Genomic DNA, 26,187 nt, shown 5'->3' on the forward strand with positions numbered 1-26,187 from the left:
AGAAATTACTGTGTTCTAAGATCAGAATACGTTGCCCTAATGGTTGATAGAATTGATGCATAGCGATCAAGTTGATCTGTCAGGGCTGGTGCAGTGGTATCGAGAAAAGTGAGCGAGGCATCTTGGAACGCGGTCGGAACGATTTCTTTAAAATCCAAATCCATGGTGTTTCTTTTACTTACTAAACGTAAAAATCTTACCATTAAGAGCATATTGTCTCTTGGACTGTAGTTGACGCCTCTTGGTGCTAAAATATCTCCTGTCGTTCCATCAAGCCATCCCAATGTTTTGCCATAATATGGATCGACAATTTTAGTAAGGCTTGCATATCCTTCAAGATCAAGCGGGGCAAATTGAGTGACTTCTCCGCTTACCTGTTGGCGCATGGCTTCAAAGAGGAAATAGGTATCACGGTAAACTTCCTGTTCTGGTGTAAGCGGTCTAGCAAGCAATAACAGTTCATTTTTATCAAATTGATCTTTTATTTCTTTAAAAGTTTTTGCTGAGAATGTTTGCCGTGAGATCTGATATTCACTAATACCGTACCCATCTTCGATGACCTCACGCATTTTGAAGTATATATAGGCTTCGCGGAATTGATCTAACCGTTCGTCTTTTTCGAGAAAATTTCTAATTTCAAAACCCATAGAGTCAAGGACAGTTTGCTCAGATGCGTTTAATTTATAGTTAATATAGCGTATGGTTTCTCGTGCGTATGCAGCACCTTGGGAAAGTATGCCATTGATACTTGTGACAATATCTTGTGTGAGAGCTGTAAGTTTTTTTGTGCTTTTTACAAAACCATCAACAAGACCTTGGGCTTTCTCAAATGGCAATTGCCCGACACCGTAAGTTCTAGGGTATGCGATCACTTGTGTTCTTAGCTCATAAAGGGAACGGATTTCTACATCCATGTTATCTAGTCTTTGTTGTATCTGCGTAATTCTAGCAGTAGCCTGGTTAACTCTTCCTTCCTGTGCGCCTAGTTGTATAAATTCCTTCATTTCGCTCAGAGACGGCAACGATTGCTTCATTTTTGCTCGAAGTTCAGCTTGTCGTGCTCTATCGAAGTTTCTTTCAAGGTCAGATAAACGGGCTCTTGCGGTGTCCATTTCGTCGAAAAGCTGCTCTTTGCGGCCGTCAACCCTTCTTATTTCAGAATTGACTCTTGATTCTGGGGATTCAAGTCGCTCAGTCCGTCCTGAAGGTGCATATAGCCACACCGGCGCAAGCGTAATAAGTGTTATTATGGTTAGGGGCTTTTGATTCATTTTTTCCCTTTTTATTAATTAAGATTTTTCGTTATTTATAACTATGCACAATGCAATGTTGAAATTGCAATATTTGTGATGAGATCAACCGAATAACGGAGGGGCTTAGGCGCTGTCAGTATTTTCTTGAACCCGCTTTTATGTTGTGTTGCTATTATGATGCTTCTCGTGATGAAGAAGTTTGTGGTAACATACAGTTCACTATATAACAAGAAGTAGTGGATCATCCTCTTCGATAAAAAGGAACAAAGCAATGAAATTTTTATTCGGTAACTCATTATGGCAACTGATAGTGATGTCTGATGCGGTTAGTAAGATGGTGCTGTTAGCATTGTTTGGTATGTCAATTGTGTGTTGGACTATCTTTCTTTATAAAGTGATTTTGTCGCGTCTCAAGAAACGCCAGATTGCCGATGCTTTGCCTGCTCTCAAGAAAGTCAATGCACTCCAAGAGCTTCTCAATCTTTCATCAGCATTCGCTGCAACATTGCCTGGCTATTTTCTATCGCACAATCTGACGATCTTAAAATCCGTCTTACAGCGGCGCGATAGTGCAGCGACATCAATCACAGAACAAGAATGGGATGAGCTGTGTGATGAAGCAGAAGACACTTTTGATGACATTGTGCATCACGAACATCAATATATGCCAGTACTGTATTCGTTTGCGGGTGTATCAACCTTGATGGGATTGTTTGGAACGGTCTGGGGCTTGGTCCACTCGTTTATTAGAATTAGCGAAAAACAATCTGCTGACATTACTACGGTTGCTCCTGGTATTGCTGAAGCATTGCTTACGACGCTTGCGGGTTTGATTGTCGCTATTCCAGCATTTCTGATGTTCCATTATTTGGATAATGATGTTAAACAATTAGAGTATCAGCTTTCTAAATTTGTGGATCGATATTGTCTTGTTCTTAAGTCTCTCTTTCGTTCATAGGGGTGTGGTATGAATAAGAGGAGATTGAGAAGATTGAAACAACAAAAACCTGAATTGGTCGTCAACTTAACGCCACTCATTGATACAGCGTTAACGCTTTTGGTGATCTTTATGATTACTGCGCCGATGCTACAGCACGGTATCAAGGTTGAATTGCCACAAGGAAAGTCACAAGAGGTGCAGGCGACGCAAAAACAGGACGTGGTGATCTATATTGATAAGGACAGTGCAATCTATTGCAATGACGAGAAACAGGAATCAGAAGATGCATTATTGTCTTCCTTGAAAACAAAGGTTGCACTCAACGCTGATCAGACAGTGTATGTCAAAGCGGACAAATCAATCTCATATGGCCGCGTTATTGAAACAGTGGATCGCATCAAGTATGTCGGGGGTGTAAAATATGTTGCGCTGGCCACGCAAAAACGTGCCTAAACGATATCAGTTTCTTGCTAAATTATTTCTGGTTTCGTGTGCACTTCATGTCATGGCTGTGCTTGTGCTCTGTTTCTTTTACCGGAGCGGGACGGTCTACACGATTGATCTCAATCGTCGTTCGGCGCAGGTGGTCTTTTTGCCATTTCATAAATCAACAACGACACGTTTGTCAGGAGGATCACAACCTGGTGGAGCCGCACCAGTACAGAATGTACGGCAAAAACCACACAAGCAAAAACCGGCAACAACATTAGTTGCTAAGGTCATAAAGCCTGCCCAGAAAACACCACAAAAAAAGAAGGTATCTCAAACAGCGCAGAAATCCGTGTCACAACAAAAGAAAGTTGCATTAGTACCGCCACAACAGAAAGTAGACAATACTGCTAAAGTGTCACCAGCGGCCACACAAAAAAAGCAAGAAATGCCCATTGTCCCAAGAAAGGAGTCGGTGTCTTCAGTGGCAGAGCCTGTAGTTGCATCCTCGGTACTGCCAACGGATGTTCCTGTGGGTGATGATGTGATCTATGTTGGGGTACAAGAGCTCGACATGCTTGAGCTTCATGATTCGATTCGCAATGAGATTGAAAGAGTATGGCATCCCCCAGTTGGTATTGCTTCGGGTCGGTCCTGCGAGGTGAAATTGCGTGTTGCCTGGAATGGTTCGGTGGATACGGTTGAAGTGATCGAGGGTTCAGGAATCATTGCATTTGACGCGTCGGTTCGACATGCTGTGCTGAAGATGCAGTTTCCAAAAGGAGCACATGGCAAAACATTGTGCATACCATTTGTTCAGTAATAAGGAGTCTTTATGAAGCCGTTTCGTATTCTTGTAGTCCTGCTCAGCTTTGCTTTGTATGCACATGATCAGATTGAAGTTGGTAGTGTAAGTGCTCAGGTCAATGAAAAGATGGGTATTGTACTTGCGTTGATCGATCCCACAGGAGAGCTGCAAAAAGTGGGCAATGTTGTGAAACAAGATCTTGAATTTAGCAACCAGTTCGATGTCAAAATCAAAAAGGTTAGTCAGGTAACCGAGGCGGAACAGATTGCTGAATGGTTCAAAAAAGGAACGCCGTTTGTTGTGTATCTGACCAAAGAAGATGGCGTGTATTCATGGCGGCTCTATGACACTGCTGATGTATCCATGATCCAAGGTAAAAAAGTAGATCAACGGGGGAATTCACCACGAGGGTGGGCGCACGCTATCAGTGATGGTATCTGGCATTCGTTGATGGGAATACAGGGAAGTTTTTCTACTAAGCTTGTGTATGGAAAAGGTTTGCAGAAACGAGGCAAGCAATCCAAAAAGTATCTTTACGTACGTGATGCTGCAGACACAGCTGGCTATACAGAAACAAAACTTGTTTCCTATCCGACTATCAGTGTTTCACCGCGTTGGAATCGTGATACAAAACGGCCGCTCGTATTATATTCAGAGTATACACCAACTAATGTGCGTTTAATTGCAGTTGATATGGAGCGGAAACGTCGGCTGGTATCCGACTTTCAAGGGGTTAATATGCAAGCGGCGTATGCTCCTGATGGGACAGAAGTGGTGTATTGCCTGTCCCGTGCACCGCAGAAAACAATGCCACAACATTTTACGAGCCAGCTCTATCATTACGTTTACGATAAAAATAAAGACCGCAGCGTTTTCAAGCGATTGACGCTTAATTCGGATAATAATTTTGCACCATGCTGGGGTCCTGGGAAATCGATTTTTTATGCGTCAGATTCGTTTTCAAAAAAGGCTCCTGATATTTGTTGGCTTGATATTCAAGCACAGAAGATAACATGGGTCACTCAGGGAAAATATGCAGTCAGTCCAGATTATTGTGCAGTTAATAACAAATTGGCGTATTGTAAAATGATCGATGGACTAATGCAGGTATTTGTCTACGATCTTACTTCCAATATGCATAAGCAGGTTACCTTTGATGCTACCAACAAAGAGGATTGTAGCTGGTCTCCGTGTGGCACATTCTTGGCCTATTCGTCTGAGGCAGGCGGACGGAGTCGTATTGCCTGCTACAATTCATTAACACAGGAGCAGCGGTTTATTACGGCAGCTCATGAAGATTGTAGCTATCCGGCATGGTCTCCGGCCTATGAGCTATTTCCTGAGGTTGTTGAGTCAAGTCGACAGAAAAAGACCGCTATAGTATAGTGATCTTACAGGTTGCTAGCCTGTGATTCGGTAAGTTCAGGGATACCGTACTCCCGTGATTCTGAAATGATATGGAGCTCTAGATTTGCTATGAACAAAAATTTCAAAAAAAATAATTCATTTCCACCTAAGAATATGTCATGGACTGTGATCCTTGGTCTGGTGGTGCTTGGTCTACTTGCTTTAGTGAAGCTCAATGAAATGACCTATACCATCGATGATCTTAGTTACTCATCTTTCCTCCGCAAGGTCGAAAAGAATGAGGTTAAAAAGGTCAATGTCAGTGGCAAGGATGTTCAGGGAACACTTGCGGATGGCTCTCGTTTTGAAACCGTGATGCCAGCATCTGAGTTTGACTGGGATCTGCTCAGAAATCATGGCGTCGAAGTTGCTCTTTCAAGTGAGTCTGGTCTGTTTGGTATGTGGTCATTAGTGGGTAGTTTTGCCGTCTTATTACTGCTTCTTTTTTTCATGTTGTTTTTCCGTCAGGGGTCGCGTGGCTCTGGAGGCAATGGAGGTGCTGGTAATTTGTTTGCTATCAGTCGAAGTAAGGCAAAAATGTTTATGCCCTCAGCAATCAAGGTAACCTTCAAAGATGTTGCAGGGGTGTCTGAAGCAAAGGAAGAACTGCAAGATGTAATTGATTATCTCAAAAGCCCCGATAAGTACCGACGTCTTGGCGCAAAGATGACGAAGGGGGTTCTTCTTGTTGGTGGCCCTGGTACAGGCAAGACTTTGCTTGCTCGTGCGGTAGCTGGCGAAGCTAACTGTCCATTCTTTAGTATTAGCGGTTCGGATTTTATTGAAGTTTTTGTTGGTGTTGGCGCCGCTCGTGTCCGCGACCTCTTTTCACAAGCTCGTAAACATGCGCCATGTATTGTTTTTATTGATGAGATTGATGCGGTAGGTCGCCATCGTGGTAGTGGTACCGGTGGTGGTAATGATGAACGAGAACAAACCCTTAACCAATTACTCACTGAGATGGACGGTTTTGATACTTCAAATGAACCGATCATTGTAATTGCTGCTACCAATAGGCCTGATGTTCTTGATCGGGCGTTACTGCGTCCGGGCCGATTTGATCGTCGTGTAGATGTTCCACTTCCTGATTTGGTCAGTCGCGAACAGATTCTCCAAGTGCATGCGAAAAACGTAAAGATTGCTGATGATATTGATTTTAAAAAGATTGCACGGGGTACTCCTGGGTTTACCGGGGCCGATCTTGAAAATCTCATCAACGAAGCGGCGATTGCGGCGTCAAAAAAGAATAGCGAGCTTGTATCAATTGATGATTTTGAAGAAGCACGCGACAAGATTCTCCTTGGTAAAGAGCTTAAGACCATTTCTTTGACCGAGGAGGACCGCAAGATGACAGCGTATCACGAAGCAGGACATGCATTAGTGCAGCTCATGTTGCCTGAAGATACGGATCCATTGCACAAGGTTAGTATTATTCCGCGAGGTCGTTCATTGGGCGTTACTCACTCGATGCCAGAGCGCGAAAAATACACTATGACCAAACGTGAAGCTGAAGGTGTTATTACGGTTGCTATGGGTGGACGGGTTGCAGAAACATTAGTATTTGATGAAGTTGCTACAGGTGCCGCTAACGATTTTGAAAAGGCAACCGATATTGCACGTAGTATGGTTGTGCGATACGGCATGTCTGGTGCCCTTGGTACGGTTCACTATTCTCAACAGCCAGGCGAATTTGTGTATTCACAAAAGACAGCGGAATTGATTGATACAGAAGTGCGAAATATTATTGATGGTTGCTATCAGCGAGCCAAGCAGATCATCACAGATAATAGAGACAAGCTCGAGACTCTAGCCGCGGCGCTGCTTGAAAAGGAAACGCTTCAATCCGGTGAAATCTATGAGTTACTTGATATTAAACCACGACAAGAGTTTAAGCTTACCTAGCTCGCCAGAGAGAGGTTGACAGTGGATGGTTTAAAGGTCCTTATTGAGCCAACAATTCGTATTCTACAAGAGGCAGGTCGGCTTCTCATATCGTTTCGAGCGTCGTCACTTTCTAGAACGCGGAAACCTGATCAAGGCTTTGTGACAGAGGCAGACCTTGCTGTAGAATCATTTCTCGTGAACAAACTTTCTGAATTGACTCCTGGCTACCACTTTTATGCTGAAGAAAATGGTGAGATAGCTGAAGGTGAGAGTGACTATTGTTGGGTGATTGATCCTTTGGATGGGACTAATAACTTTGCTCAGGGCTTGCCCCATTTTTGCATATCTGTTGCATTGACTCATCGTCACGAGCCTGTACTTGGGTTTGTCTATCAGCCTCTTTTGAATGAGATGTTTCATGCAATTAAGCATGGGGGCGCATATCTAAATGATAAACCAATACATGTATCGTCACATAGAGAGATTGAGGGAAGTGTCCTAGTATCCTGTATTCCCTATATCCGTAGTGCACAGACGATACGAAAGGTCCATGAGATTACCGATTTAGCGCTCCATTATTGCGTTTTGCGTATTTTGGGTGCGGCGGCTCTAGACCAGGCCTATGTTGCCTGTGGCAAAATCGATGGTATTTTTTTAGGAGCTCTTGGTTGGTGGGATGTGGCGGCAGGTTTGCTCCTCATACAGGAAGCTGGAGGGATAGTTACTGAGATTGATGGGCGCAAGCTTGTTACCAAGGCATTTCGATCATTTATTGGAGGAAATGCCTATATTCATAGGGCATTGGCACAAACTTTACAGGATGATGAAGACAGTGAGAATTGAAAAAAGGGGCTATTGTAGTACACTGATCCTATCTTCCCAAAAAATATGAAAGGAATAGGCAATCATGGCTCGAGTATGTGCTGTCTGCGATAAAGGACCCAGTGTTGGTCAACACGTGAGTCACGCGAACAATAAGGTCAAGCGTTGGCTTTACCCTAATACCCACAAGATGAGATACACTATCCCTGGTAAGGGATCTAAGGTCCATCAGGCACATGTCTGCACCAAGTGCCTCCGTTCCGGTAAAATTCAAAAAGTTTTGTAAATAGGATATCGAATGGCAAATATTAAATCAGCCAAAAAGCGTGCCCGTCAAAATACTAAACGTCGATCAGTCAATGTGGCTCGTCGTTCAGCAATAAAATCGGTAATTAAGGATGTCGTCAAAGCAATCGATGCCGGAGAAATTGAAAAAGCTCAAGCATTGTTCAAGGTTGCGGAAACGCAATTATCTCGAGCCAAGTCGAAGGGATTAGTGCACAAAAAGACTGCATCGCGTAAGGTGAGTCGTCTTGCCCGTCGTGTGAATAAGGCTCAAAAATAACGTACATTGTTTTGGCAATGTTTTAGTAAAGCTCCTCCCGTTTTGTGGAGGAGCTTTTTTTTGCTTGAGTTTTGTTTTGAATTTATGGTACATCCCTAGGTGATGTTTTTCAAAGCTTTATGAAAGGGTGTATGCATGAAGCAGATTCTTTTTGCACTTGGGTGCTTGTTGGTATGGTGTAGTGCCTGTCATGCGGGCTTTACAGAATTAGTTACATATAAGTCTTCAGAAGAAATAGATGTTGTTGATCGTGTTGGTGAAGAGTTTGAAGATGATGGGGAAACATCTTCTGTAGTACAGTTTATGAACTATGCTCTTCCGTTTACGATTTTGGGACTTAATGTTTTGATAGCATGTGTTCTTCTTAGAGAAAAGAGAGGTCTGGAAAAAGTTGGGAAGGCATTAAAAAGGGCGGACACCGAAGTTACAACACATATGAATGCATGTGCTCGTAAGGTTGGTGAAGTTAGAGAACAGATTAGCCAAGAGCATGTAGGAGAGTCATGATGAATAAATTTCTCACGTATGTAATTTGTTTTAGTCTTACTTTTTCATGTGCGGCTTCAACACGTAGACAACCTCGATCTAGTGAGCTGGTACCGCTGATTTCAAGCGCTGCAGGAGGATTACTTGTTGCAGTTAATCTCGTGTTGTTGCACCGTGTTCGGCATAGCCGAAGATGGGTTAACAAAGTAATAAAGGATGGCAAGAATCATCAAGCACAAGCTATTCGTGGCTTAAAATACGAGGTGAGGCAGTTGTCTATGACTGATGAGATGAGCGAATCAGGCGAAGAACAGCCGTTGAAGGCTATAACAGAGGGTGAGGTTGTGCAGCAAGAACAATCTATGCCAACAGCTGAACCAGCACCAGAGGAACAAGCTGGTGGTGCGGCGGTTGATCCGCAAGCATTATGGCAAGGGTTTGTATACCAAGAATGTAATCCGTATTGGGATCCGTATGGGTTCTGGCCATGGCAGTGGGTGCAACAATGGTGGCAGGGTCAACAGCAATGGGAGGCATACCAACAACAACAGGCCGCAGTATATTGGCAGCAATATCAGCAGCAATTATTCCAGCAGCAACAACAGATGGCTGCTCTCGTAGATCAGGCGGCGAGGGGATGCGTTGACGCTGAACGGGGGACAGAATGAAACTAAGATTTCTGGTACTGTCACTTTTATGTATGAGTCTACTCCATGCCCCTACACAACCAGAGCCAACTATTAATGAAACAAGCGCAGAGCAAGAGACTACATCTGAATCATGGACGGCGAATCCATGGGTTGTGCCGTTGTGCCTGTCGGGTGTTGTTGCAGTGTTGATTGGTGATTTGAGTGTTGCAGTCTGGCGTACGCATACCATGGTAAATAAATTGAAGTATGAACGAAGAAGTATGCAAAAACTGGGGGGAAAATTTGCGATGGCTGCTCGGTATTATGCCCGAAGAGGTCATCATCAATTGCCTGTTCGGGTTTCTCGCAAAAAACGGCGATCAAAGCCTGGCGGTAGACCAGCTTCAACGGAGCCGTTGGACGCTGGTCGTGAAACTGAATAGCATTACTTAGCAAAAAGGGGCATGTGTGAAGCATTATAAGCTTATTGGGTTAATCGTGTCGTTGGGAACGATGACACTTCTTGCAGAGCCTGTCGATATACGAGTAAATCAAGAGCTGCAGCGCTCTGAACAAGCGGATGGTTGGTGGAGGTCGTTTCTTGCACCTTGGGCACCGGCAGGGGCATTGTGTGCAGTTGTTTTGGTTGCTACAGCGGTTATGGCAGGCAGGCTGCAGAGCCAATCTGAGAAATTTGGAAGAGCAGCGCAAAGTTTTCGAAAAGATCAGGCAAAAGCTCGTTCGGTAACAGGTATGGCATACACCGTATCTGCAAAAGTCTTCAAGGCGTTGAAGCAAGAGCGAGAGCGAGCCGAAAGACGAGAGCGAACATATTTACGCTTCATTGAAGAGGAAAGAAGCAGGAAGTCGGGTGATGATATGGCGCATGTCCTTACGGGAGGTCAAGATGATGAAGCCGAGGTGGGCCCTGAGGCGCTTGATGAACTTGAAAAACAGCTTGAAGAACTTATGCGGCGCCAACTTATTGCCATAGATCGCCCGAGGGCAGGTGAACTAGGTGCCGATGTAATACATCAGGATATTATCGCCACCATGGAGGCTTTGGCCGAAGCCGAGTTAAAAGCATTGGAGGAGGGTGGTGATTCATCGGAGTGGGACCAATATTCACCTGGAGCAGCTGGTGGTCCTGAGCCTAAACCGATTCGTGGTCCTGGTGATATTGCCCCGAGGCAAACGCCGGCCCTTGTAATGAATTCTGAAGCCGCCCTTGAGTTGAAACAAGGACGAGCCGCTTATCAAGATGGTCAATTAGAAAGCATTTAGTCCAGAATATGTAAATTTTTTGCATAGGGGATGTGTATATGTGAATACAATATTATGAAATGGTAGGTAGTTTAATTGTATGGCCTGACAGAGGGTGTTTCATGAAGTTGTTGAAATGGCTGAGTTGTGTATTGATAGTAACACGTTCATTAATTGCTGCAGAGAGTGATGTAGCTGCTGCCGAGCCGCAACCAGCTGCACAAAGTATCATTTGGATAGCGCCAACAGTTGTTGTTGGGATTGGCTTTGTGACCACATTAGTTAATTTACTTCTTTTTAATCGCTTACATCATGAGGTAGATAATTGTCGTCGCGTTATGAGTTTGCAAGGTGCAGTTCTTAAGTATGTTTATGAACAACAATCTGGAAGAAAATTACCACCCAAATTAACAAGAAGAATATATAGAGAAGCTTTCAGAACAATGGAAAGGGCTGAGTTTGAAGGCGTGTTTGGTGCGAAAGAATTGCAGGCAGTTCTGCATGACAAAAGGCTGCAAGCGCCTCCATCCTATCACACTCAAGTTGCTACTGGAGACGACAGTTCAGATGGTGAAGAATTAACCGTTAGATAATGTACGTGAGTTAATAAGCTTGCGATATTCAAGTAAGAAGTTTTTTGCGGTTATTGTAGCCGGTCGAGAATTTCCTGCGTGCTCAAGAAGAGCAACCAAGACAAATGGTTGCTCTTCTTTGATACGGCAATGTGCAACAAACCATGCATGTTCCAATAAGTTTGTACCAAGTGTCCTGAATTTGAGACTACTGACTTGAGCGGTGCCTGTTTTAGCGTATACCTCAATATCCTTGAGTTTGTTTAAACGCCGACCAGTACCTTCAGTTACGGCAGAGCGCATTCCTTGTTGTAAAAACTCTCTGGTCTTTTTTGAGATTCTGAGCGGTTCTTTTTCAATTATTTCGGATTCTAGTATGCGTGGTTTTACTAGGTATCCCTCAAATATACTGGCGATCATACGGATGATTTGTATTGGTGTGACGAGTAAGAATCCTTGTCCGATTGCTGTCGAAAGAGTCTCCCCTTGCCACCAACGTTCATGACGAGTTTGTTGTTTCCATTGTCGGTCAGGAATTAATCCCGTTTTTTCAGGAAAGAGTACATTTGTTTTTTTTCCTAATCCAAATCGCCGTGCATAATCAGCTAGTGTGTCAATATTGATATGTTTTCCGATGTGATAAAAGAGAATATTGCATGATTCAGCAAGTGCTTCCTGTACACTCAGAGATCCATGTCCAGTATGACGAACACACCAGTGTCGATATCCGCCAAATTCATAATATCCCTTGCAATATACAATGTCGTCGGGCTCAATAAACCCTTGCTCTAGGGCGGCACTGGTTGTCACGAGTTTGAAGATCGATGCTGGTGGGTAGCAGGCATCAAATGCTCGATTTAAAAGAGCCTTCTTTTCTAATAGTTCTTGCCAACTCTGCATATCTACTGTTTTTAAAAAGATATTGGGGTCAAACGTTGGACGTGATACCAATGCTTTGATTGCTCCGGTTTTTGGGTCCATGATAATAAATACGCCTGCGCTTTCTGCTGGAAAAATAAGTTCTGCAATTTTTTGCATTTCAAAATCAAGTGTTGTTTGAAGTGTCATGCCAGATGCGGCTTGTTTGATTTGCGCTTGTTCAAGACTCTTGCCAACAGAGTTTATTTTTTTTTTAAGTAATCCATCTTCACCCCTGAGATCTTGTTCACATAGTTTTTCAAGACCCATTTTCCCAACATCTTCATAGCGAATATTGCCGAGAAAGCCGACTATATGGCTGGCGAGTGGGCCGTTAGGATAGAGGCGTGTGAATTGTGTGGGGAGGTCTAGATTCGGATGATTGGGAAATTGTTCGACAACCTGGCTTAACTGCTCAAAAGAAAGATCACGTGCAAGTAGGAGCTTCCTGCCAAATCGTTCGCAGATGGCGATTTGTGTTTTGAGATCGTCACTCAATGGTTCGGTCAGTATCGTATCAATAGAATCAAGAACAAGATTTTGTTGATCGGATAATCGACGTTTATGTGTTCCGTGCCAATAGAGATCAACCACTGGGCGGTTTGTTGCTAGGAGTACTCCGTTTATGTCGGTAATACTTCCGCGTTGTGAAAGAATTGGCTCCATTCGTGTGTAATTTTTTGTGCATAACGTGAGAAAATAATGATGTTGTGTAATCTGCAACAGGTACAATCTTGCTGTAATCACAGCAAAGCAAGCTATGCATCCAATAATGAGCAGCGAGAGCTTGATTCTGACAGATGCTATGGCGGTCATTGTCGTTACTCAGCAGGAACTTTCTTAGTCATGTCGTGAATTGGATGAATTGTGTCACACATCTCAGCCAATTGTGCAGATGTTACATGCGTGTATCGTTCTGTGCTTGCCAATGTTTTGTGCCCAAGGAGCTCTTGCACGACTCGTAGATCAACGCCTTGATTTAAAAGATGTGTTGCAAATGAGTGTCTGATTTTATGTGGTGTGATATGACGATCAACTTTTAAAAACTTTCTGAACATTTCAAAAATTCTTTGTACCGAGCGGGTTGTAAGAGGTGTATTGCGGTAGCTTACAAAAAGATGTTCATCCCGATTTGTTGTATGTGGGCGTTCTTCTGAAAGGTATTCGATGATACGTGCTTTTGCTTTTTCACCAAATAATGCAATGCGTTCTTTTCTTCCTTTACCATAAATACGAATTACTTTGTCTTCGATATTAATATCACGAATGTGAATTCCGATTAATTCTGAACAACGAATGCCAGTAGCGTACAGAAGCTCCAGGATTGCCTTATCGCGCTTAGGATGACGGCCCGGAAGATCTGAATCTTGTACAGTATCAAGGAGGTGGAATATCTCATCAACACTTAAATACACGGGAAGTTTTTTATCAACACGAGGTCTGGTGAGCTTGAGCGAGAGGTCCTTTCCAAATGTTTTGATAAATTTTTCAAATGATTTAAAACATGACATTTTTCGAGCAATGGAACTTTTGTCAATTTTTTTATAGTACAGATGTACGAAAAAACGTTCTATAGTTTGTTGCAGTGGAAGCGCCTGCTGTTCGGTTCTTTCGATCTCGTTCCAAAATTCTATGAATTGCTTGAGATCAGCAGCGTATGCACGAACAGTATTATGAGACATATTCCGTTCGATTTTTAAGTGATCTAAAAAGGTGTCTTTTTTTTCGGTGAACTCGGAAATTCGCATGATTATCTCCTTTTCGTGTCTGCGGATCATGCGTGCATCTTAAAATATCCGACATTCTTAATCAAGAAAGGATATTATATTATCAGGTGCCGACTCTTCGGCCTCTTCCCCAAGGATGGCCCGTATTCCATTTGCTCCAGAGTGTGTCAGGAGATTGGCAGAATAAGCTTCCTATAGCACCGAGTGCATGAGCGGAGATGGATGGAGAGTGTTCATAATAGGCATGTGCGATGGCATCTTGTGTATCCAGGGTCCAATGTGCGGCGAGCCAGGCGGCAATGGCATGGAGATAGAATCCCTTGTCAGTGATAATCCGATTTCTGAGTTGTTTAGTTGCAAACTGTGTAAGATAGTGAATGCTAAAGGCAGCTGCTGTTTGAGCAATAAAACTTTTTATTCGCATGTTCATAGAGGTGTGGTGCCTGTGCCTTTGCATGAATGAGTGGAATTCTTCTTCGGTCGATGCCGCCAAAGCAAGTGAGCTGAGCATGCATGTGCTTAGTAGTAGTTTTTTTATCATACCGTATAACTCCATGTATTATTCCAAATGAAATTCTTTACAACGACGGCTAACCGATGAGCGATTTACGCCAAGGAACGTTGCTATTTTATTTTGGTTTTTGAACTTATGCCATAAAAGGATCATGACTTTTTTGTCACGAAGTGCTTGCTTTCCTAAACGAGCTGCGTGTGCAAGATCAGGATCGGTACCCGTGTAGGTAAGATTAAACTCGGTGTCGTGTGTCGGTGCAACATTGTTTTTTTTCGATTTTTGAGATAGCAATATATGAATTTTTGCTCTGAGTCCATGCAAGCTGAGCGGCCTGTGTTCAAGTATTTTGGCCTTATCCTTCTCCGTGAGTGAAAAGAGATTCTTAAAGGTGTTATTCCTGATTGCTTGATCATTATACTGTTCTGCAAGTTCTAATAACTCATCAGAATGCAATGATAGTAATGACGGCATGTGTAGAGTTCCCTGTTTGAGACTTTCTAATAGTTCCCTTGAGAACTTACCATCGTGTACAAGAGTTTGTAGATTTTTGTCGGTAGAGCATATGATGCGTGCGTCACTTGAGCGCTTAATGTCACTCTTGAATAATCTGAAGTATCCATACTTGAGATATTCGGTCAGATGCTTTTGTGCATCAAGTGAGAGTCTATCAACATTTGGGATAAAGATTGTCCCGACCTTATTGGCCTGTTCAAACAGGGAAGGCGCTTCGGTTTTGCCAAAGATTGGGTTTAGACCAAAAAGTTGTATCGCTGTATCCACTTCATTTTGTGGTAATGCATCAGAAGATAGAGAGACAGTATGGAGTTTTGTCCTGCCGCTCATGATGTGTAAACAGTTAACAATGGATACAGTGTCTTCCTCAGGTACATCAACTAGGATTGCTGTGTTTGAAAGGGCCATTTTCATGAGCTTCAGTTTAAAATCTGTCATCATGGCGCCATTGCCAGGGATAACGTTATTGATCATATTTCCGGCTTTTGTGGCATGAAGATAGAGCAGGTAGTCCCACTGACTTGGATCTGAAAGTGACTCCAAGTGTTCATTTAAGATATCTGCAATTTGAGGAGGTCGTAGTACCATGAGCACATTATTATGCTCTAGATTAGGAATCCCAATTAAGGTAATTCTATTTCCATTTACATCGTACGCTGACATATTGACTTGCCCACGATAAATTTCAACTTGTTTTGCGAGTCTCCTTAGGGCTTTTACTAGGGGGTGACCATCTTGCGTATTGATGTTTTCAGGAACGAATTGGTGTATTGCCTGGTTGCCCAAAAAGAATTTACGATTTTTATAAAACAGAATTCCTTGTTCACGTTCTCGTGCTTTTTTCATGAAGAGCCAGATGCTTTCTTTCAGATGTCGTATCTCCTGTATTTTCGAATGCAAAGCCTCTTCTATAATTTTATCCTTTTGTAGTAGGGCATTTAAATTTTTGTTCTGTAGTAGATGAAGAATGTTTCCAAGATAACTTGCAAACACAATCATTTCGTCACGTTCAACATTATTATAGAATTCTTTTTTCTTACGAGCTTCTTGTTCAACTATAATATATCCGGTTAATGTATTGTTATCCCAGATAGGTAAGAAGATGTCTGCGTTAATAGTCGCAAGGAATGATAAGATTTTTTTATTGGTTTCATCATCATTATAAAAAACATCGAATGCTAATTCGTCAGTAATAAAAATTTTCTTTTCTTTCAAGATCTCTAGGACATTGTTGCTTGGTGAGTTTAAACTTATAAAATTTTCTGCAGTAGATTCGAGATAATCATGTTCACCATATTGTTGTGCCTTTTCATTCCCCTCTGTGTTTAGTGGTCTAATAATTAAATGTGTTCTGTGATAAGGAACATTAAACGCAACTTTGAAGAAGTTTCGTACAGTATGGAGTAACTCTTGTGATGTTGTAATACAACCGAGCTGTTCCAGGATTTCTCTAAAGTTATCAATGAAGTTAAATGAGTCTTTAAGTTCAACATGTTGTTTCATATTAAGGAACCGAAGCCCCATCATTTGTTTGGCAATGAAATAAATAGCGGTTGTCATCAACATACTAGCAACACTGTATACTGCGGGGCTGTTGGTTATGGGTTGTGCAAATTTCAGATTATTCCAGAACGAAAATGGTGACCACTGAATGAGATCAGCAAGGATGTAAGGGATGAAGATGATTTGTATAAGCGTTTTTGCTTGATGTTTTAGTAGCTTCGGTAGAGATGCCCTATGTACTTTGCCGAGTGCTATAAACAGAAGCGGTAATGTGAAAAGCTCGTAAATACATGCGATTGTTTCAAGTCGAATTTCAAAGGGTGTAAGCGTCTTGAGGTTATAATAAAAGAATGCAAAGTAAAAAAACGACGCTGAAAGGCATGCCGCACCAAATATGTATGCTTTATGTACCCATGAAAGTGGGCTGTTTTTATTGATCAGACTCTCTACAAAGAGAGCAACAACTGAAGATTGTAAAGCAAAAAATGCCCAACCCAAACGTAGGAGGAAAAACTGTGCCATAGGGGGAATATGAAAAAAAGTTCGACCAAGAAGAACAATAATCCATACAAAATCAACGATAAACGAACTTGTTAGTAATACAAGTAATGTTCGCCATGGCCGCACCGGTTTGGACGCTTTGTAGCCATGTATTGCTAGCCTGAGTGCAATAGAGGCCTTCACTATAATTGATGAGGCCATGACAACTACAAGAAATGCTGGATTTATCGTGATTTTATAAAGGTTTGAAAGTAGTTGTATCATGGCGATTGCGTCCTTCTTGTTGTTGGTGTACAATCCAGATGGTTTTAATAATCAGAGGTCCAACTTAATCGAAAGGGTTGTCATGTTTATGCTCCTTCTCTCGTTTTTTCTGTTCACAAGCCCTCCGGGCTGGCCTTAGTTGCAACAAGGTACCAGCATTTTTTGGTTTAACCAAATGGCGGGGATAAATGGATGGGTATTGTAAGCAATGAACATCGGCTCCGGGTGATCGAAGTACTGCAAACACTAGAAAAAGCAACAAGAGACATGCCGGAGCCGATGATTTTTTTGCTTAAAAAGCACTTCGGCCCTGATTCATTTATCATTTTGATAGGTTGCTTGTTGAGTTTGCGTGCTAAGGATTCCGTGACATATCCCCTCTGTTTAGAGCTCTTTAAAATAGTGCGTACACCGCAACAACTTCTTTCTCTTTCTCGCGAAAAATTAGAAAAAATACTTTATCCCCTTGGTTTTCAACGACGTAAGGCTGCTACGTTGCATACCGTGTGTCGTGAGTTGCTTGACCGGTTCGATGGGAACGTTCCGTGTAATGAAAAAGCGTTGCGTTCAATTAGGGGGATTGGCCATAAAACAACAGCCTTGGTATTGGCGGAGGCATGTGATACTCCGGCTATCTGTGTTGATACACATGTGCATAGGCTAGCGAATCAGCTAGGGCTAGTTCAAACTAAGAGTACTGAGGCGACTGAGCAGGAACTTAAGAAATTAGTTCCTCAGGAGAAATGGGTCGTGGTCAATCGGGTGTTTGTAACATGGGGGCAGCAAGTGCCTCGTAAAGAACAGATTTCCAAAATTATCGAGTTACTCAATGAAAAAAACGTACCGTGTGACTCTTGAGCTACACGGTACGTTTTTTTGAAATGCCTATTTTAGGCTTTCTTTTTTGACACCCGGCGGCGTTTTTTGGCTGTTTTGCGCTTGGTGGTCTTACGCTTTGCAGTTTTACGGCGAGTTGTTTTACGCTTAACTGTCTTGCGCTTTGTCGTTTTACGCTTGGTGGTTTTGCGCTTAACTGTCTTGCGCTTTGCCGTCTTGCGCTTTGCTGTTTTTCTCTTCTTCATTACGGGCTCCTTAGAATGAGGTTGGAGATATACCATCAATTTAAAGATACAAGTTGTACGTCAAAAAAAGCAATAGTTGTGCAATAAATTTCTTATACAGATACGAATTTATTGTTCTTTTGCCTCTAAGATAACCTGTTCAATCGTAAGCCCGAATGCCTGTGATCCATCGTGCTTTCGGAGGGTGATAGTTTTTGCATCTGCTTCTTTTTTACCAAGGATGAGCATCCAAGGGATTTTGGCAAGTTGTGCTGTTTTGATCTTCGCAGAAATCTTTTCCGAACTCTCATCAACTTCTACACGAAGACCAGCATCCCTGAGTTTTTTGTATACTATTTGAGCATATGCTTTTTGTTCATCCGTAATGGTAAGGATACACGCCTGAACTGGGGAAAGCCAGAGAGGCAGGATGCCTTTGTAGTGTTCAAGGACTACTGCAAAAAAGCGTTCTAATGACCCATAGATAGCGCGATGTATCATAACAGGTCGTTGTCGTGTGCCCCCAGGTGCGATATACGTCATGTCGAAATTTTCTGGGTTGCAGAAGTCTACTTGTATGGTTCCTCCTTGCCATTCGCGACCCATCGAGTCTCTGAATACGAATTCAATCTTGGGACCATAGAATGCGCCTTCGCCTTCCTGTAGGTTATAGTCTACCTTGGCAAGATTGAGTGCATTTTTGAGGGCGTTAGTTGCCTTCTCCCAGAGTGCAGCGTCGCCCATTGACTCTTCAGGTCTGGTTGAGAGCCCAACCGTGATGTCATGGAATCCAAACTTCTTAAGAACTCTGAAAGTGAGCTCGATTGTCTCTAAGATCTCCTGTTCCATCTGATCCACGGTACAATAAATATGTGCATCGTCTATGGTAAACGCGCGCGCACGCATGAGGCCATGAAGGACCCCTGATAATTCATAGCGGTGTACGAGTCCAAATTCAGATAATTTGAGCGGAAGCTCGCGATATGAGCGAGGTCGATCTTTGTAAATTAAGATAGATCCAGGGCAGTTCATAGGCCGAACGGCATAGGTGGTATCCTCTTCATGTACAGTGCAAAAGTACATCTTATCTTTATAAAAATCCCAGTGGCCTGAGCGTTTCCATAACTCGTTGCTAAGTAATACAGGCGTTTGGAGTTCTTGGTAATTGAGTGCCGTAAGTTCCGTGCGAAGGTACTCAATCATAATATTGAGTATAGTCTTACCCTTTGGGTGAAAGAACGGGAATCCAACTCCCTCATCGTGAAACGAAAAAAGTTCTAGTTGTTTTCCAAGGCGTCTGTGATCACATAGTTTTGCCTGTTCACTGGCGTCCTCGAATGCAATAAGATCATCTTTGGTGAAAAAGACAATTCCGCTAAGACGTTGTAGCGCTTGGTTGCTTCTATCAGCGCGCCAATATGAACCAGAGATGCCGGTGAGCTTAAAATGCTTAATATCACCAGTTGTTAAAACGTGGCCACCCTTACACAGATCATAGAAATCACCTTGGGTTGCGATACCAACCGTTTCTTCTGGAATCTGGTTGATCATCTCGAGTTTGAAAGGATTGTCCTTGAACAACTTCAAAGCTTCTGCCTTAGGAACCTGTTTGTGCTCTATGGGCAGGTTGCGTTGAGCAATCTCAAGCATCCGTTGTTCGATCTTAGGAAGATCACTTTCTTTGAAATTGTGTAAAGGCAGAAAGTCGTAAAAGAACCCTGTTTCTGTTGCTGGTCCAATCGTAAGCAGTGTTCCTGGATACAGTTCAGTAACTGCATGGGCAAGAAGATGAGCTGCCGAATGACGCAATAACAGAATATCTTTGTCAGGAGCCATGGGGGATTCCTTTACTAGTAGAATGAAAACAATACTTTGTGCAGTATAGTACTAACTTAGAGAAAAATTAAATATAGCTTGCCATAGCTGTATCTGCTTGTGAGGCTTTTTCTCGTTCGATCGTCTCCAGAATTGCTGTCGTACTGATAGCTGTGCTTCTGCTGGTCCTCATCATTCGAAGGGATTTAAGCACGACACCTGCAATTGTTCTTCCAGAAAAACCGTCCATCTGTTCTGAGAATTCATTGAGGTGCTCAAGAACATCTTCCTCAACAGGAATCTCTCTTCGTTCTGCAAATTTTTTAAGATGGAGTTCAAAGATGCGTTTGCGTTCATCATGACCAGGAAGCGGAAACTCAACCTTTTCACCGACACGGTCCATAACTGCTCGATCAAGTAAGTTTGGCATGTTAGTTGCAAATACAAACATGATGTTGTCTGAAGCTTGGCCAGTTACCTGTGATAAGAATGCATCGGTTAGTTTTTTAGAACGCTCGCTGACATTTGGATTGGAGCGACTTGCCAAAAATGTTTCTGCTTCGTCGACAAAAACAACAAGCGGGCGACGGCTTGTCTTCGCCCATTCAAAGAATGAGTGAAGCTGTGTAATATCATCTCCTGGTTTGAACTGTGAAAAGTCCGCACCAGATAAAATTGCGTAGTCACATTCGGAGTATTCCGCGAGTGCTTTTGCAAACATGGTTTTACCGGTTCCCGGAGGCCCATAAAACAGTACGTTCATAAGTGGGTCGCCATTAGCGTGTGCTTCTTTAGTAGAATCGGCAATTTCCATCAAAAGAGCTTCTTTTTCTGGTCTGAGCACAACGTCCAAGATGCCATTTGATTCTGGTTTATTGACGACAGTGTGCCACCAACTTGAAAGCAGCGTTTCTCGTGATGATTCTCGAACAAGTTGTGGTTGTCCAAGTCGGGCGCCAACATATTCAGCAAGGACTTTGGACATTTCTTTTGCTCCATAAATACCTGCAAACGTTGCGACGATAGCCCCAGAAAACAACATGAGGGTTCGTGGTTGACGGATATATTGTAGCGTCGCTAGATAGCGTTGGTTAGCCCCATGTTGTTCTTGGTGTGCTCGAACCGCAGCTTCGCGCAAGCGAGCCCCTGCGTTGGCTTGATCACGTAGAATATCGCGGCTAAGTTGTCCAAATTCTTCAAATTGTTGCACTGCGATGTCGGCACCTGATCGTTGGAATCCTCTAAGTTCATCTTCCAAAGCTCTAATTTGGCGATCTAATCTTTGTGCCTCTATATCATCCCGACGGTGCAAGGCTTGGATGTGCTGTGTTCTAAGTGCAGCTATAGTCTCTTCCAATCTTCTTATTCTGTCTCGATTATTGCGTCGATTTTCTTCTTGTAGCTGCTGGAGTGCGTGTCCAGCACCTTCGACAACCTCTCCCATCATTACTCCAAACGCGCGTGCATTTCGAGTAATCCATGCTGGGACTTGCCAGCCTGCACCATCTTCGGCTTGCGCTGCTCGAGGCTGTCCGCCTTGTTGCATGCCTTGTACAAGACCTAGGAGCTGTTGGAAATCTTCCATCGCATGCATTGATGGTATGCTGACTAGGAAAGAAAAAAATAAACAGTATTTACGGTTTATCATTAAAGCTCCTTATGATTATCTTCGTGCTTGATTTATTACTAGTTTAATTACTCTATACGCGCCATAACAGTAGATTCCCAAAAAACAAAGCGCTGGAAAATGCAGAGTTCTATTGGTTACCCAGTTTGTATACCAACTACATAGATTGCGTGACAAAAGATTATGTACTTCATGACTTGTCTCAATATATGCTCTTAGTGCAAGATCAGTCTCTTGAAGCTCTTTTATAGCCTCGTGTGTTGGATTGTGGTGAACCTTTTCGCGTGCATTATGATAGTTTTCTAAAACAAGATAGAACTCAAACCGTGTTGCTATTGCCTCAGTTACCCACATGCGGAGATACAGCGCTGAAATCATGTTTGCGACCATCATCAGAGAAAGATATTTAGCACAGAGAATAGCTGGTTTTGAGTACAGCCACGATAAGCGGGGTGGGATTAAAAATGACAAGAGCGTAGGTAATATTTTTTCGCGTTGTTCTTCTATAGTGTCATTGATTACATTCATTTCGCCTACGCGAGATCCAAGCATGCGAAGTCGTTGTATAACTGAAGGAAGAGTTAAAATATTTTGTATGTTGCGATCGGTAGTGAGCCAGGCCAATCTGTGGGTTGGGAGCATTAATATGAAATTGAGTATTGGATGTTTAATAAAACTGGTAAGCCATTGTGTAGTTGTTCCTAATCCAAGCGGCCGTTGCTCTTGTGATACTTCGAGCTGCCCTTCGGCGTTCTTTTTATAAATACACCATGAACGTGGATTCAATGGCTCATTTGCTAATGAGGATCGTCGCCAAGCGGGCAGGTATTCATTTGCGCTAATGACACCAGCAAGAGCAAACATGGTTTTTGGTGTTCTAACGTTATGCAGCGGCATCTCTAGAAGATTAAAGAATCTGGTAAATTCACTAGCTAAGAAGGAAGAGCATGCCAGAGAATAAGGATCTTTTGCGATAAACAACATATCACTTGCAATATGTTTGAGGAGGTCCATCATTTCAGTGGTATGTTTTGTACATACTTGATACACATGCTCAACTTGCTGGCTTTGAATTGTCTTTAGAAGCATGACATCTGCGGCAAGTAAGCCGGTAAATTCTGTCATGTAGACAAGATCTTTGTTATAGACTCCCACGGCAGGGAGGCCTAGGGGGAGTTTCATCTGACCGCGCAATGTATTTTGCCACATGATTTGGGCATTGCGCTGGTCGCGTTGTTCTTTAAAAAATGCAGGAAGATCTTGGTTGGTAAGTTGTTGTGCTTGTTCTATCGTTGCTGGAATATTTGCTACGGCATTGTTGAGTGCTTCCATATCAATCTGAACATCAAGTGCAGGTCCACCTTCTTGTGCGCAACATTCTGCGACAAGAAATAAAAACATAAAAAAAATCTTTACAGTGCGGTGAATCATTGAAAGTGTCCCTTGATAGCCATCGCAATTACTTGATCAAACTACAGTAGCCAGTTGTTGTAGTTTTGTCTAGTATAAACGCATTTTTTGCTTATTGGCGCTGCTTTTTAGCGTCATTGCTCTTTCTTGTAGTATAGTCAAAGTGATACGTTCTGGGTTTTAAAAACGAAGGGGTAGTATGGCAGAAGGAAAGTTGTATGTACTAGATACAAATGTATTGATACATGATCCACGTGCACTGTTCACCTTCGGAAAAGATCATGTTGGTATACCGTTTGTTGTTTTGGAAGAACTTGATCAATTCAAACGCGAAAGTTCTGATCGTGGTCGCAATGCGCGCGAAGCAATACGCTATCTCGATAGTTTGCGATCACGCGGATTTTTATCTGATGGGGTTCAACTTGATTCTGGTGGAACGATACGATTGATCTTGCCAACAACAGATGTATCAGTGAAGGGTATCCTACAAAAAGATCTTGCAGACAATGATATCCTCATGACAACATTGCTCATGCGCAAAGCCGGGTGGGATGCTATCTTTGTTTCCAAGGATTTGAATGCTCGTGTGAAAGCAGATGTACTTGGCATACCCGCTGAAGATTATTTGAAGGGTGTCGTCACGTGGGATGAGGTATACAAAGGCTGGGTTACCATTGAGGTTCCATCGGTACAGCTCAAAAAACAAGAGCCAGAAGAACTGCAACAGTTGCTTGCACAACAGACCTTACATCCTAACGAGTTTGTGATGTTGCAAGCGCGCAATAATCCATTCAACTATAGCATTTTTCGGTACATCAGCGGCAAAATATTCAAGCCAGTATATCAACCGCGCCTTGATTGGCCGCTTGAGGCGCGCAATCCACACCAGCTCATGGCTTTGGATTTATTACTTGATCCTACAGTAAAAATGGTCAGCCTTATTGGTCCTGCAGGAACAGGTAAAACCTTTCTCGCTTTGCTTGCAGGTCTTCATCAGGTTCTTATGCAAGATGAGTATCAAAAACTGCTAGTGTCTCGTCCTGTTATACCGCTTGGGCCAGACATTGGATATCTACCAGGCGATGTACAGGAAAAACTTCGTAGTTGGATGCAGCCTGTTTTTGATAACGTTGATCTTATGATTCATACTGCCGGTATCCATCATCATGTTTCTGAAGTTGAACGTGGCTATCACGAACATCAAAAGAAACGACATAAGAAATACAAGGAAAATGACACGAAACGGATTTTTTCGATTGAACAGCTTGAGATGGAAGGAAAGATTAGTTTAGAAGCAATCACGTACATGCGAGGAAGATCCATTCCGTTCCAGTTTATTCTTATTGATGAGGTACAGAATCTCAGTCCTCACGAAGTAAAAACAATTCTTAGTCGTGTTGGCGAGGGAAGTAAGATTGTGATTGCAGGCGATCCATTCCAGATAGATGCTCCGTACCTTGATTTCAGCAGCAATGGGTTAGTGGTCGCTAGCAACAAATTTAAGGGTCAGTCGTTATTTGGTAATGTCTTCCTTGAGATCAGCGAGCGTAGCGAATTGAGTAGACTTGCTGCAGAGCTTTTGTAGCGGGCTGCAACAGATTAATCGTGCCGTAATCGCCTTAAGTGCGAATCCCAGTGGTTTGTGCTTGAGTTGGTATAATGCGTAGCGGCTACATGTGACCTGATATCTACACGCAACTGGACCAAGTAATGGTCTAAGACCAACAATCAGAAATGATAAAAAGTAATTAACGACCTTCATGGATGACTTTGGTCATGAGCTTTATAATCTCTTCAAATGAGAGAGTTGCTGCAGGTGGTGCAACAAGAACAATAAGATCCTTGTTGTGTTCATAAAACTTTTGTTCATAAAAAATTGATTTGATTTGGCGCCTAAGCTTATTACGGGCTACAGCAGTACCAACTCTTTTGGGAACAACAATCAGAATGCGGCCATAAGCTTTTGTCGCAGGAGCGACTCTAAATGCAAGTCCGCGCTGCCGAAAGAGGAACGCGGACCGCTTGAATAACTCATCTCTCTCTCGCTTGGTAAAAACCGTCAATCCGCGAGGTAGAGCAACCATTATAGTTCCTAGTTTTAGTTATTGACCTTACGTGCTCTGACTGCAAGGCGCTTTCTGCCCTTACGGCGACGGCGTGCAATGATCTTGCGTCCGTCTTTAGTGGACATGCGCTTTCTGAATCCGTGTTTGCGATTACGCTTCTTACGCTTGAGAGTAAACGTTACTGACATTGAAGTTCCTTTGTTTCAGAGCATCCGTGATGCTAGGCATCGATGTATGCAGGAAATTTTTATCTAGATATACCGTAGTGTAACGGGAAATCAGACCTTTATCAATCTGAGGATCCCAGATAGCGCTCAACATCAAGGGCAGCGGCGCAGCCTGAACCAGCGGACGTGATTGCCTGCCGATAACGGGCATCAGCGACATCTCCTGCAGCAAAGACTCCCTGCCGAGAGGTTAGGGTATGCTTAGTGAGCTTGATGTGCCCGTACTCGGTTAGATCGAGCTGATCCTTGAATGCCTGTGTATTAGGGGCGTGTCCTATCGCGATAAAGACCCCATCAACTTGCAGATTATGGGAAGTGTTGGTTTTTTGGTTAGTGATAGTTGCTCCAGTGACTCGTTGACCATTGCCGCTGATTTTGGTGACTGTGCTGTTATAGATAATGGTGATGTCCTGATGTTCCTTGACTCTGATTTGCATTGCATGGGATGCGGTCAACTTATCCTCAATTTGAACGATCGTGATTTTGTTGGTGAACTTAGTCATGAATAAGGCATCTTCCATAGCAGTATCACCACCGCCAACGATTACTACCGGTTGATTTTTATAGAATGCGCCATCACATACAGTACAAGTTGTGACACCTTTTCCCCAGTACTCATCTTCACCGAGACAGCCAAGCCGTTTTGGTGTTGCTCCACTGGCTATAATGAGTGCTTTTGTCGTGAGCTTTTTGTCTTTATCTGTCCACAGGGTGATTGGTTGTGTGGCAAGGTCAGCTCTCGTGATGGTTGCCTGAAGGAATTCACATCCAAGATGCTGAGCATGTTCACGTATATTTTTCATGAGTGTTGGTCCGAGAATTGATTGTTCGCCAGGCCAATTTTCAACTGCAGTTGTTCCCATGAGCTGACCACCAGGTGTTGAGCCGTCGATGATGAGGGGTTTGAGATTGGCTCGTGCGGCATAGATGCCTGCAGTAAGTCCAGCAGGCCCCGAGCCAATGATGATCAATTGATGAACCAT

The 26,187-nt window shown here is 43.0% G+C and carries 28 protein-coding genes; 15 read left to right on the forward strand and 13 right to left on the reverse strand.

Annotation, left to right across the window (positions count from 1 at the left end):
* Nucleotides 1–5: 5 nt before the first annotated feature.
* Nucleotides 6–1,271: a hypothetical protein gene (locus JW872_02155; protein MBN1549441.1), complete on the reverse strand. Its 1,266-nt coding sequence runs from the start codon at nucleotides 1,269–1,271 to the stop codon at nucleotides 6–8.
* Nucleotides 1,272–1,524: 253 nt separating this feature from the next.
* Between JW872_02155 and JW872_02160 the strand changes: the two genes are divergently transcribed.
* The 13 genes from JW872_02160 (at nucleotide 1,525) to JW872_02220 (ending at nucleotide 11,079) form a co-directional block, all read left to right on the forward strand.
* Nucleotides 1,525–2,211 carry a MotA/TolQ/ExbB proton channel family protein gene (locus JW872_02160; protein MBN1549442.1) on the forward strand — a complete coding sequence of 229 codons (687 nt, stop codon included), beginning with the start codon at nucleotides 1,525–1,527 and terminating at the stop codon, nucleotides 2,209–2,211.
* 9 nt (nucleotides 2,212–2,220) lie between these two features.
* A complete protein-coding gene (locus JW872_02165) occupies nucleotides 2,221–2,646 on the forward strand; it encodes a biopolymer transporter ExbD (protein MBN1549443.1) in 426 nt (141 codons plus the stop codon).
* The gene (locus JW872_02170; protein MBN1549444.1) at nucleotides 2,615–3,445 is read left to right on the forward strand and encodes a TonB C-terminal domain-containing protein; all 831 of its coding nucleotides are present in this window, start codon (nucleotides 2,615–2,617) and stop codon (nucleotides 3,443–3,445) included. Before JW872_02165 ends, JW872_02170 begins: the two co-directional genes overlap by 32 nt.
* A 12-nt stretch (nucleotides 3,446–3,457) precedes the next feature.
* Nucleotides 3,458–4,816 (forward strand): hypothetical protein, encoded by a 1,359-nt coding sequence (locus tag JW872_02175; protein MBN1549445.1) that lies wholly within the window; start codon nucleotides 3,458–3,460, stop codon nucleotides 4,814–4,816.
* A gap of 135 nt (nucleotides 4,817–4,951) precedes the next feature.
* Complete coding sequence (gene ftsH, locus JW872_02180; protein MBN1549446.1) at nucleotides 4,952–6,739, forward strand: ATP-dependent zinc metalloprotease FtsH; 1,788 nt, start codon at nucleotides 4,952–4,954, stop codon at nucleotides 6,737–6,739.
* A 21-nt stretch (nucleotides 6,740–6,760) separates the two neighbouring features.
* Nucleotides 6,761–7,564, forward strand: a complete 804-nt coding sequence (locus JW872_02185) for an inositol monophosphatase (GenBank protein MBN1549447.1) — start codon at nucleotides 6,761–6,763, stop codon at nucleotides 7,562–7,564.
* A gap of 64 nt (nucleotides 7,565–7,628) precedes the next feature.
* A complete protein-coding gene (locus JW872_02190) occupies nucleotides 7,629–7,829 on the forward strand; it encodes a 50S ribosomal protein L28 (protein MBN1549448.1) in 201 nt (66 codons plus the stop codon).
* A gap of 12 nt (nucleotides 7,830–7,841) precedes the next feature.
* Nucleotides 7,842–8,108 (forward strand): 30S ribosomal protein S20, encoded by a 267-nt coding sequence (gene rpsT / locus JW872_02195; protein MBN1549449.1) that lies wholly within the window; start codon nucleotides 7,842–7,844, stop codon nucleotides 8,106–8,108.
* A gap of 135 nt (nucleotides 8,109–8,243) precedes the next feature.
* On the forward strand, nucleotides 8,244–8,615 hold the full coding sequence (locus JW872_02200; protein MBN1549450.1) for a hypothetical protein: 372 nt from the start codon (nucleotides 8,244–8,246) through the stop codon (nucleotides 8,613–8,615).
* Nucleotides 8,612–9,262, forward strand: a complete 651-nt coding sequence (locus tag JW872_02205) for a hypothetical protein (protein MBN1549451.1) — start codon at nucleotides 8,612–8,614, stop codon at nucleotides 9,260–9,262. The genes JW872_02200 and JW872_02205 overlap by 4 nt, the downstream gene beginning before the upstream one ends.
* Nucleotides 9,259–9,666 carry a hypothetical protein gene (locus tag JW872_02210; GenBank protein MBN1549452.1) on the forward strand — a complete coding sequence of 136 codons (408 nt, stop codon included), beginning with the start codon at nucleotides 9,259–9,261 and terminating at the stop codon, nucleotides 9,664–9,666. Before JW872_02205 ends, JW872_02210 begins: the two co-directional genes overlap by 4 nt.
* 25 nt (nucleotides 9,667–9,691) lie before the next feature.
* Nucleotides 9,692–10,507 carry a hypothetical protein gene (locus JW872_02215; GenBank protein ID MBN1549453.1) on the forward strand — a complete coding sequence of 272 codons (816 nt, stop codon included), beginning with the start codon at nucleotides 9,692–9,694 and terminating at the stop codon, nucleotides 10,505–10,507.
* Between the two features lie 101 nt (nucleotides 10,508–10,608).
* Nucleotides 10,609–11,079, forward strand: coding sequence for a hypothetical protein (locus tag JW872_02220; GenBank protein ID MBN1549454.1), 471 nt, complete (start codon nucleotides 10,609–10,611; stop codon nucleotides 11,077–11,079).
* Here the strand turns inward: JW872_02220 and mrdA are convergent.
* The 4 genes from mrdA to JW872_02240 form a co-directional block, all read right to left on the reverse strand.
* Nucleotides 11,065–12,792, reverse strand: coding sequence for a penicillin-binding protein 2 (mrdA, locus tag JW872_02225; protein MBN1549455.1), 1,728 nt, complete (start codon nucleotides 12,790–12,792; stop codon nucleotides 11,065–11,067). The genes JW872_02220 and mrdA overlap by 15 nt on opposite strands.
* A 5-nt stretch (nucleotides 12,793–12,797) precedes the next feature.
* Nucleotides 12,798–13,724: a tyrosine-type recombinase/integrase gene (locus JW872_02230; GenBank protein ID MBN1549456.1), complete on the reverse strand. Its 927-nt coding sequence runs from the start codon at nucleotides 13,722–13,724 to the stop codon at nucleotides 12,798–12,800.
* 82 nt (nucleotides 13,725–13,806) lie between these two features.
* Complete coding sequence (locus JW872_02235) at nucleotides 13,807–14,133, reverse strand: hypothetical protein (protein ID MBN1549457.1); 327 nt, start codon at nucleotides 14,131–14,133, stop codon at nucleotides 13,807–13,809.
* 129 nt (nucleotides 14,134–14,262) lie between these two features.
* The gene (locus JW872_02240; protein MBN1549458.1) at nucleotides 14,263–16,998 is read right to left on the reverse strand and encodes a sigma 54-interacting transcriptional regulator; all 2,736 of its coding nucleotides are present in this window, start codon (nucleotides 16,996–16,998) and stop codon (nucleotides 14,263–14,265) included.
* 192 nt (nucleotides 16,999–17,190) lie between these two features.
* Between JW872_02240 and JW872_02245 the strand changes: the two genes are divergently transcribed.
* Nucleotides 17,191–17,856 (forward strand): hypothetical protein, encoded by a 666-nt coding sequence (locus JW872_02245; GenBank protein MBN1549459.1) that lies wholly within the window; start codon nucleotides 17,191–17,193, stop codon nucleotides 17,854–17,856.
* A gap of 32 nt (nucleotides 17,857–17,888) precedes the next feature.
* Here the strand turns inward: JW872_02245 and JW872_02250 are convergent, their stop codons facing one another.
* From JW872_02250 to JW872_02265, 4 genes are all read right to left on the reverse strand, one after another.
* Nucleotides 17,889–18,080 (reverse strand): hypothetical protein, encoded by a 192-nt coding sequence (locus tag JW872_02250; protein MBN1549460.1) that lies wholly within the window; start codon nucleotides 18,078–18,080, stop codon nucleotides 17,889–17,891.
* A 108-nt stretch (nucleotides 18,081–18,188) separates the two neighbouring features.
* Complete coding sequence (gene thrS / locus JW872_02255; GenBank protein MBN1549461.1) at nucleotides 18,189–19,895, reverse strand: threonine--tRNA ligase; 1,707 nt, start codon at nucleotides 19,893–19,895, stop codon at nucleotides 18,189–18,191.
* 67 nt (nucleotides 19,896–19,962) lie between these two features.
* The gene (locus JW872_02260; GenBank protein ID MBN1549462.1) at nucleotides 19,963–21,522 is read right to left on the reverse strand and encodes an AAA family ATPase; all 1,560 of its coding nucleotides are present in this window, start codon (nucleotides 21,520–21,522) and stop codon (nucleotides 19,963–19,965) included.
* A gap of 15 nt (nucleotides 21,523–21,537) precedes the next feature.
* Entirely contained in the window at nucleotides 21,538–22,932 is a 1,395-nt protein-coding gene (locus JW872_02265; protein MBN1549463.1) for a hypothetical protein, read from the reverse strand.
* 178 nt (nucleotides 22,933–23,110) lie between these two features.
* Here JW872_02265 and JW872_02270 point away from each other — a divergent pair, with 178 nt between their 5' ends.
* Nucleotides 23,111–24,496 (forward strand): PhoH family protein, encoded by a 1,386-nt coding sequence (locus JW872_02270; protein MBN1549464.1) that lies wholly within the window; start codon nucleotides 23,111–23,113, stop codon nucleotides 24,494–24,496.
* On the opposite strand, the gene yidD is transcribed toward JW872_02270, so the two are convergent.
* The 4 genes from yidD to trxB form a co-directional block, all read right to left on the reverse strand.
* Nucleotides 24,425–24,673 (reverse strand): membrane protein insertion efficiency factor YidD, encoded by a 249-nt coding sequence (yidD, locus tag JW872_02275; GenBank protein ID MBN1549465.1) that lies wholly within the window; start codon nucleotides 24,671–24,673, stop codon nucleotides 24,425–24,427. The genes JW872_02270 and yidD overlap by 72 nt on opposite strands.
* The gene (rnpA, locus tag JW872_02280; protein ID MBN1549466.1) at nucleotides 24,660–24,995 is read right to left on the reverse strand and encodes a ribonuclease P protein component; all 336 of its coding nucleotides are present in this window, start codon (nucleotides 24,993–24,995) and stop codon (nucleotides 24,660–24,662) included. Before rnpA ends, yidD begins: the two co-directional genes overlap by 14 nt.
* A 14-nt stretch (nucleotides 24,996–25,009) precedes the next feature.
* Nucleotides 25,010–25,165, reverse strand: coding sequence for a 50S ribosomal protein L34 (gene rpmH, locus JW872_02285; GenBank protein MBN1549467.1), 156 nt, complete (start codon nucleotides 25,163–25,165; stop codon nucleotides 25,010–25,012).
* Nucleotides 25,166–25,266: 101 nt separating this feature from the next.
* Nucleotides 25,267–26,187, reverse strand: coding sequence for a thioredoxin-disulfide reductase (gene trxB / locus JW872_02290; protein MBN1549468.1), 921 nt, complete (start codon nucleotides 26,185–26,187; stop codon nucleotides 25,267–25,269).

The organism is Candidatus Babeliales bacterium (assembly GCA_016929235.1).
Classification (GTDB): Bacteria; Babelota; Babeliae; order Babelales; family JABCYS01; genus JAFGJD01.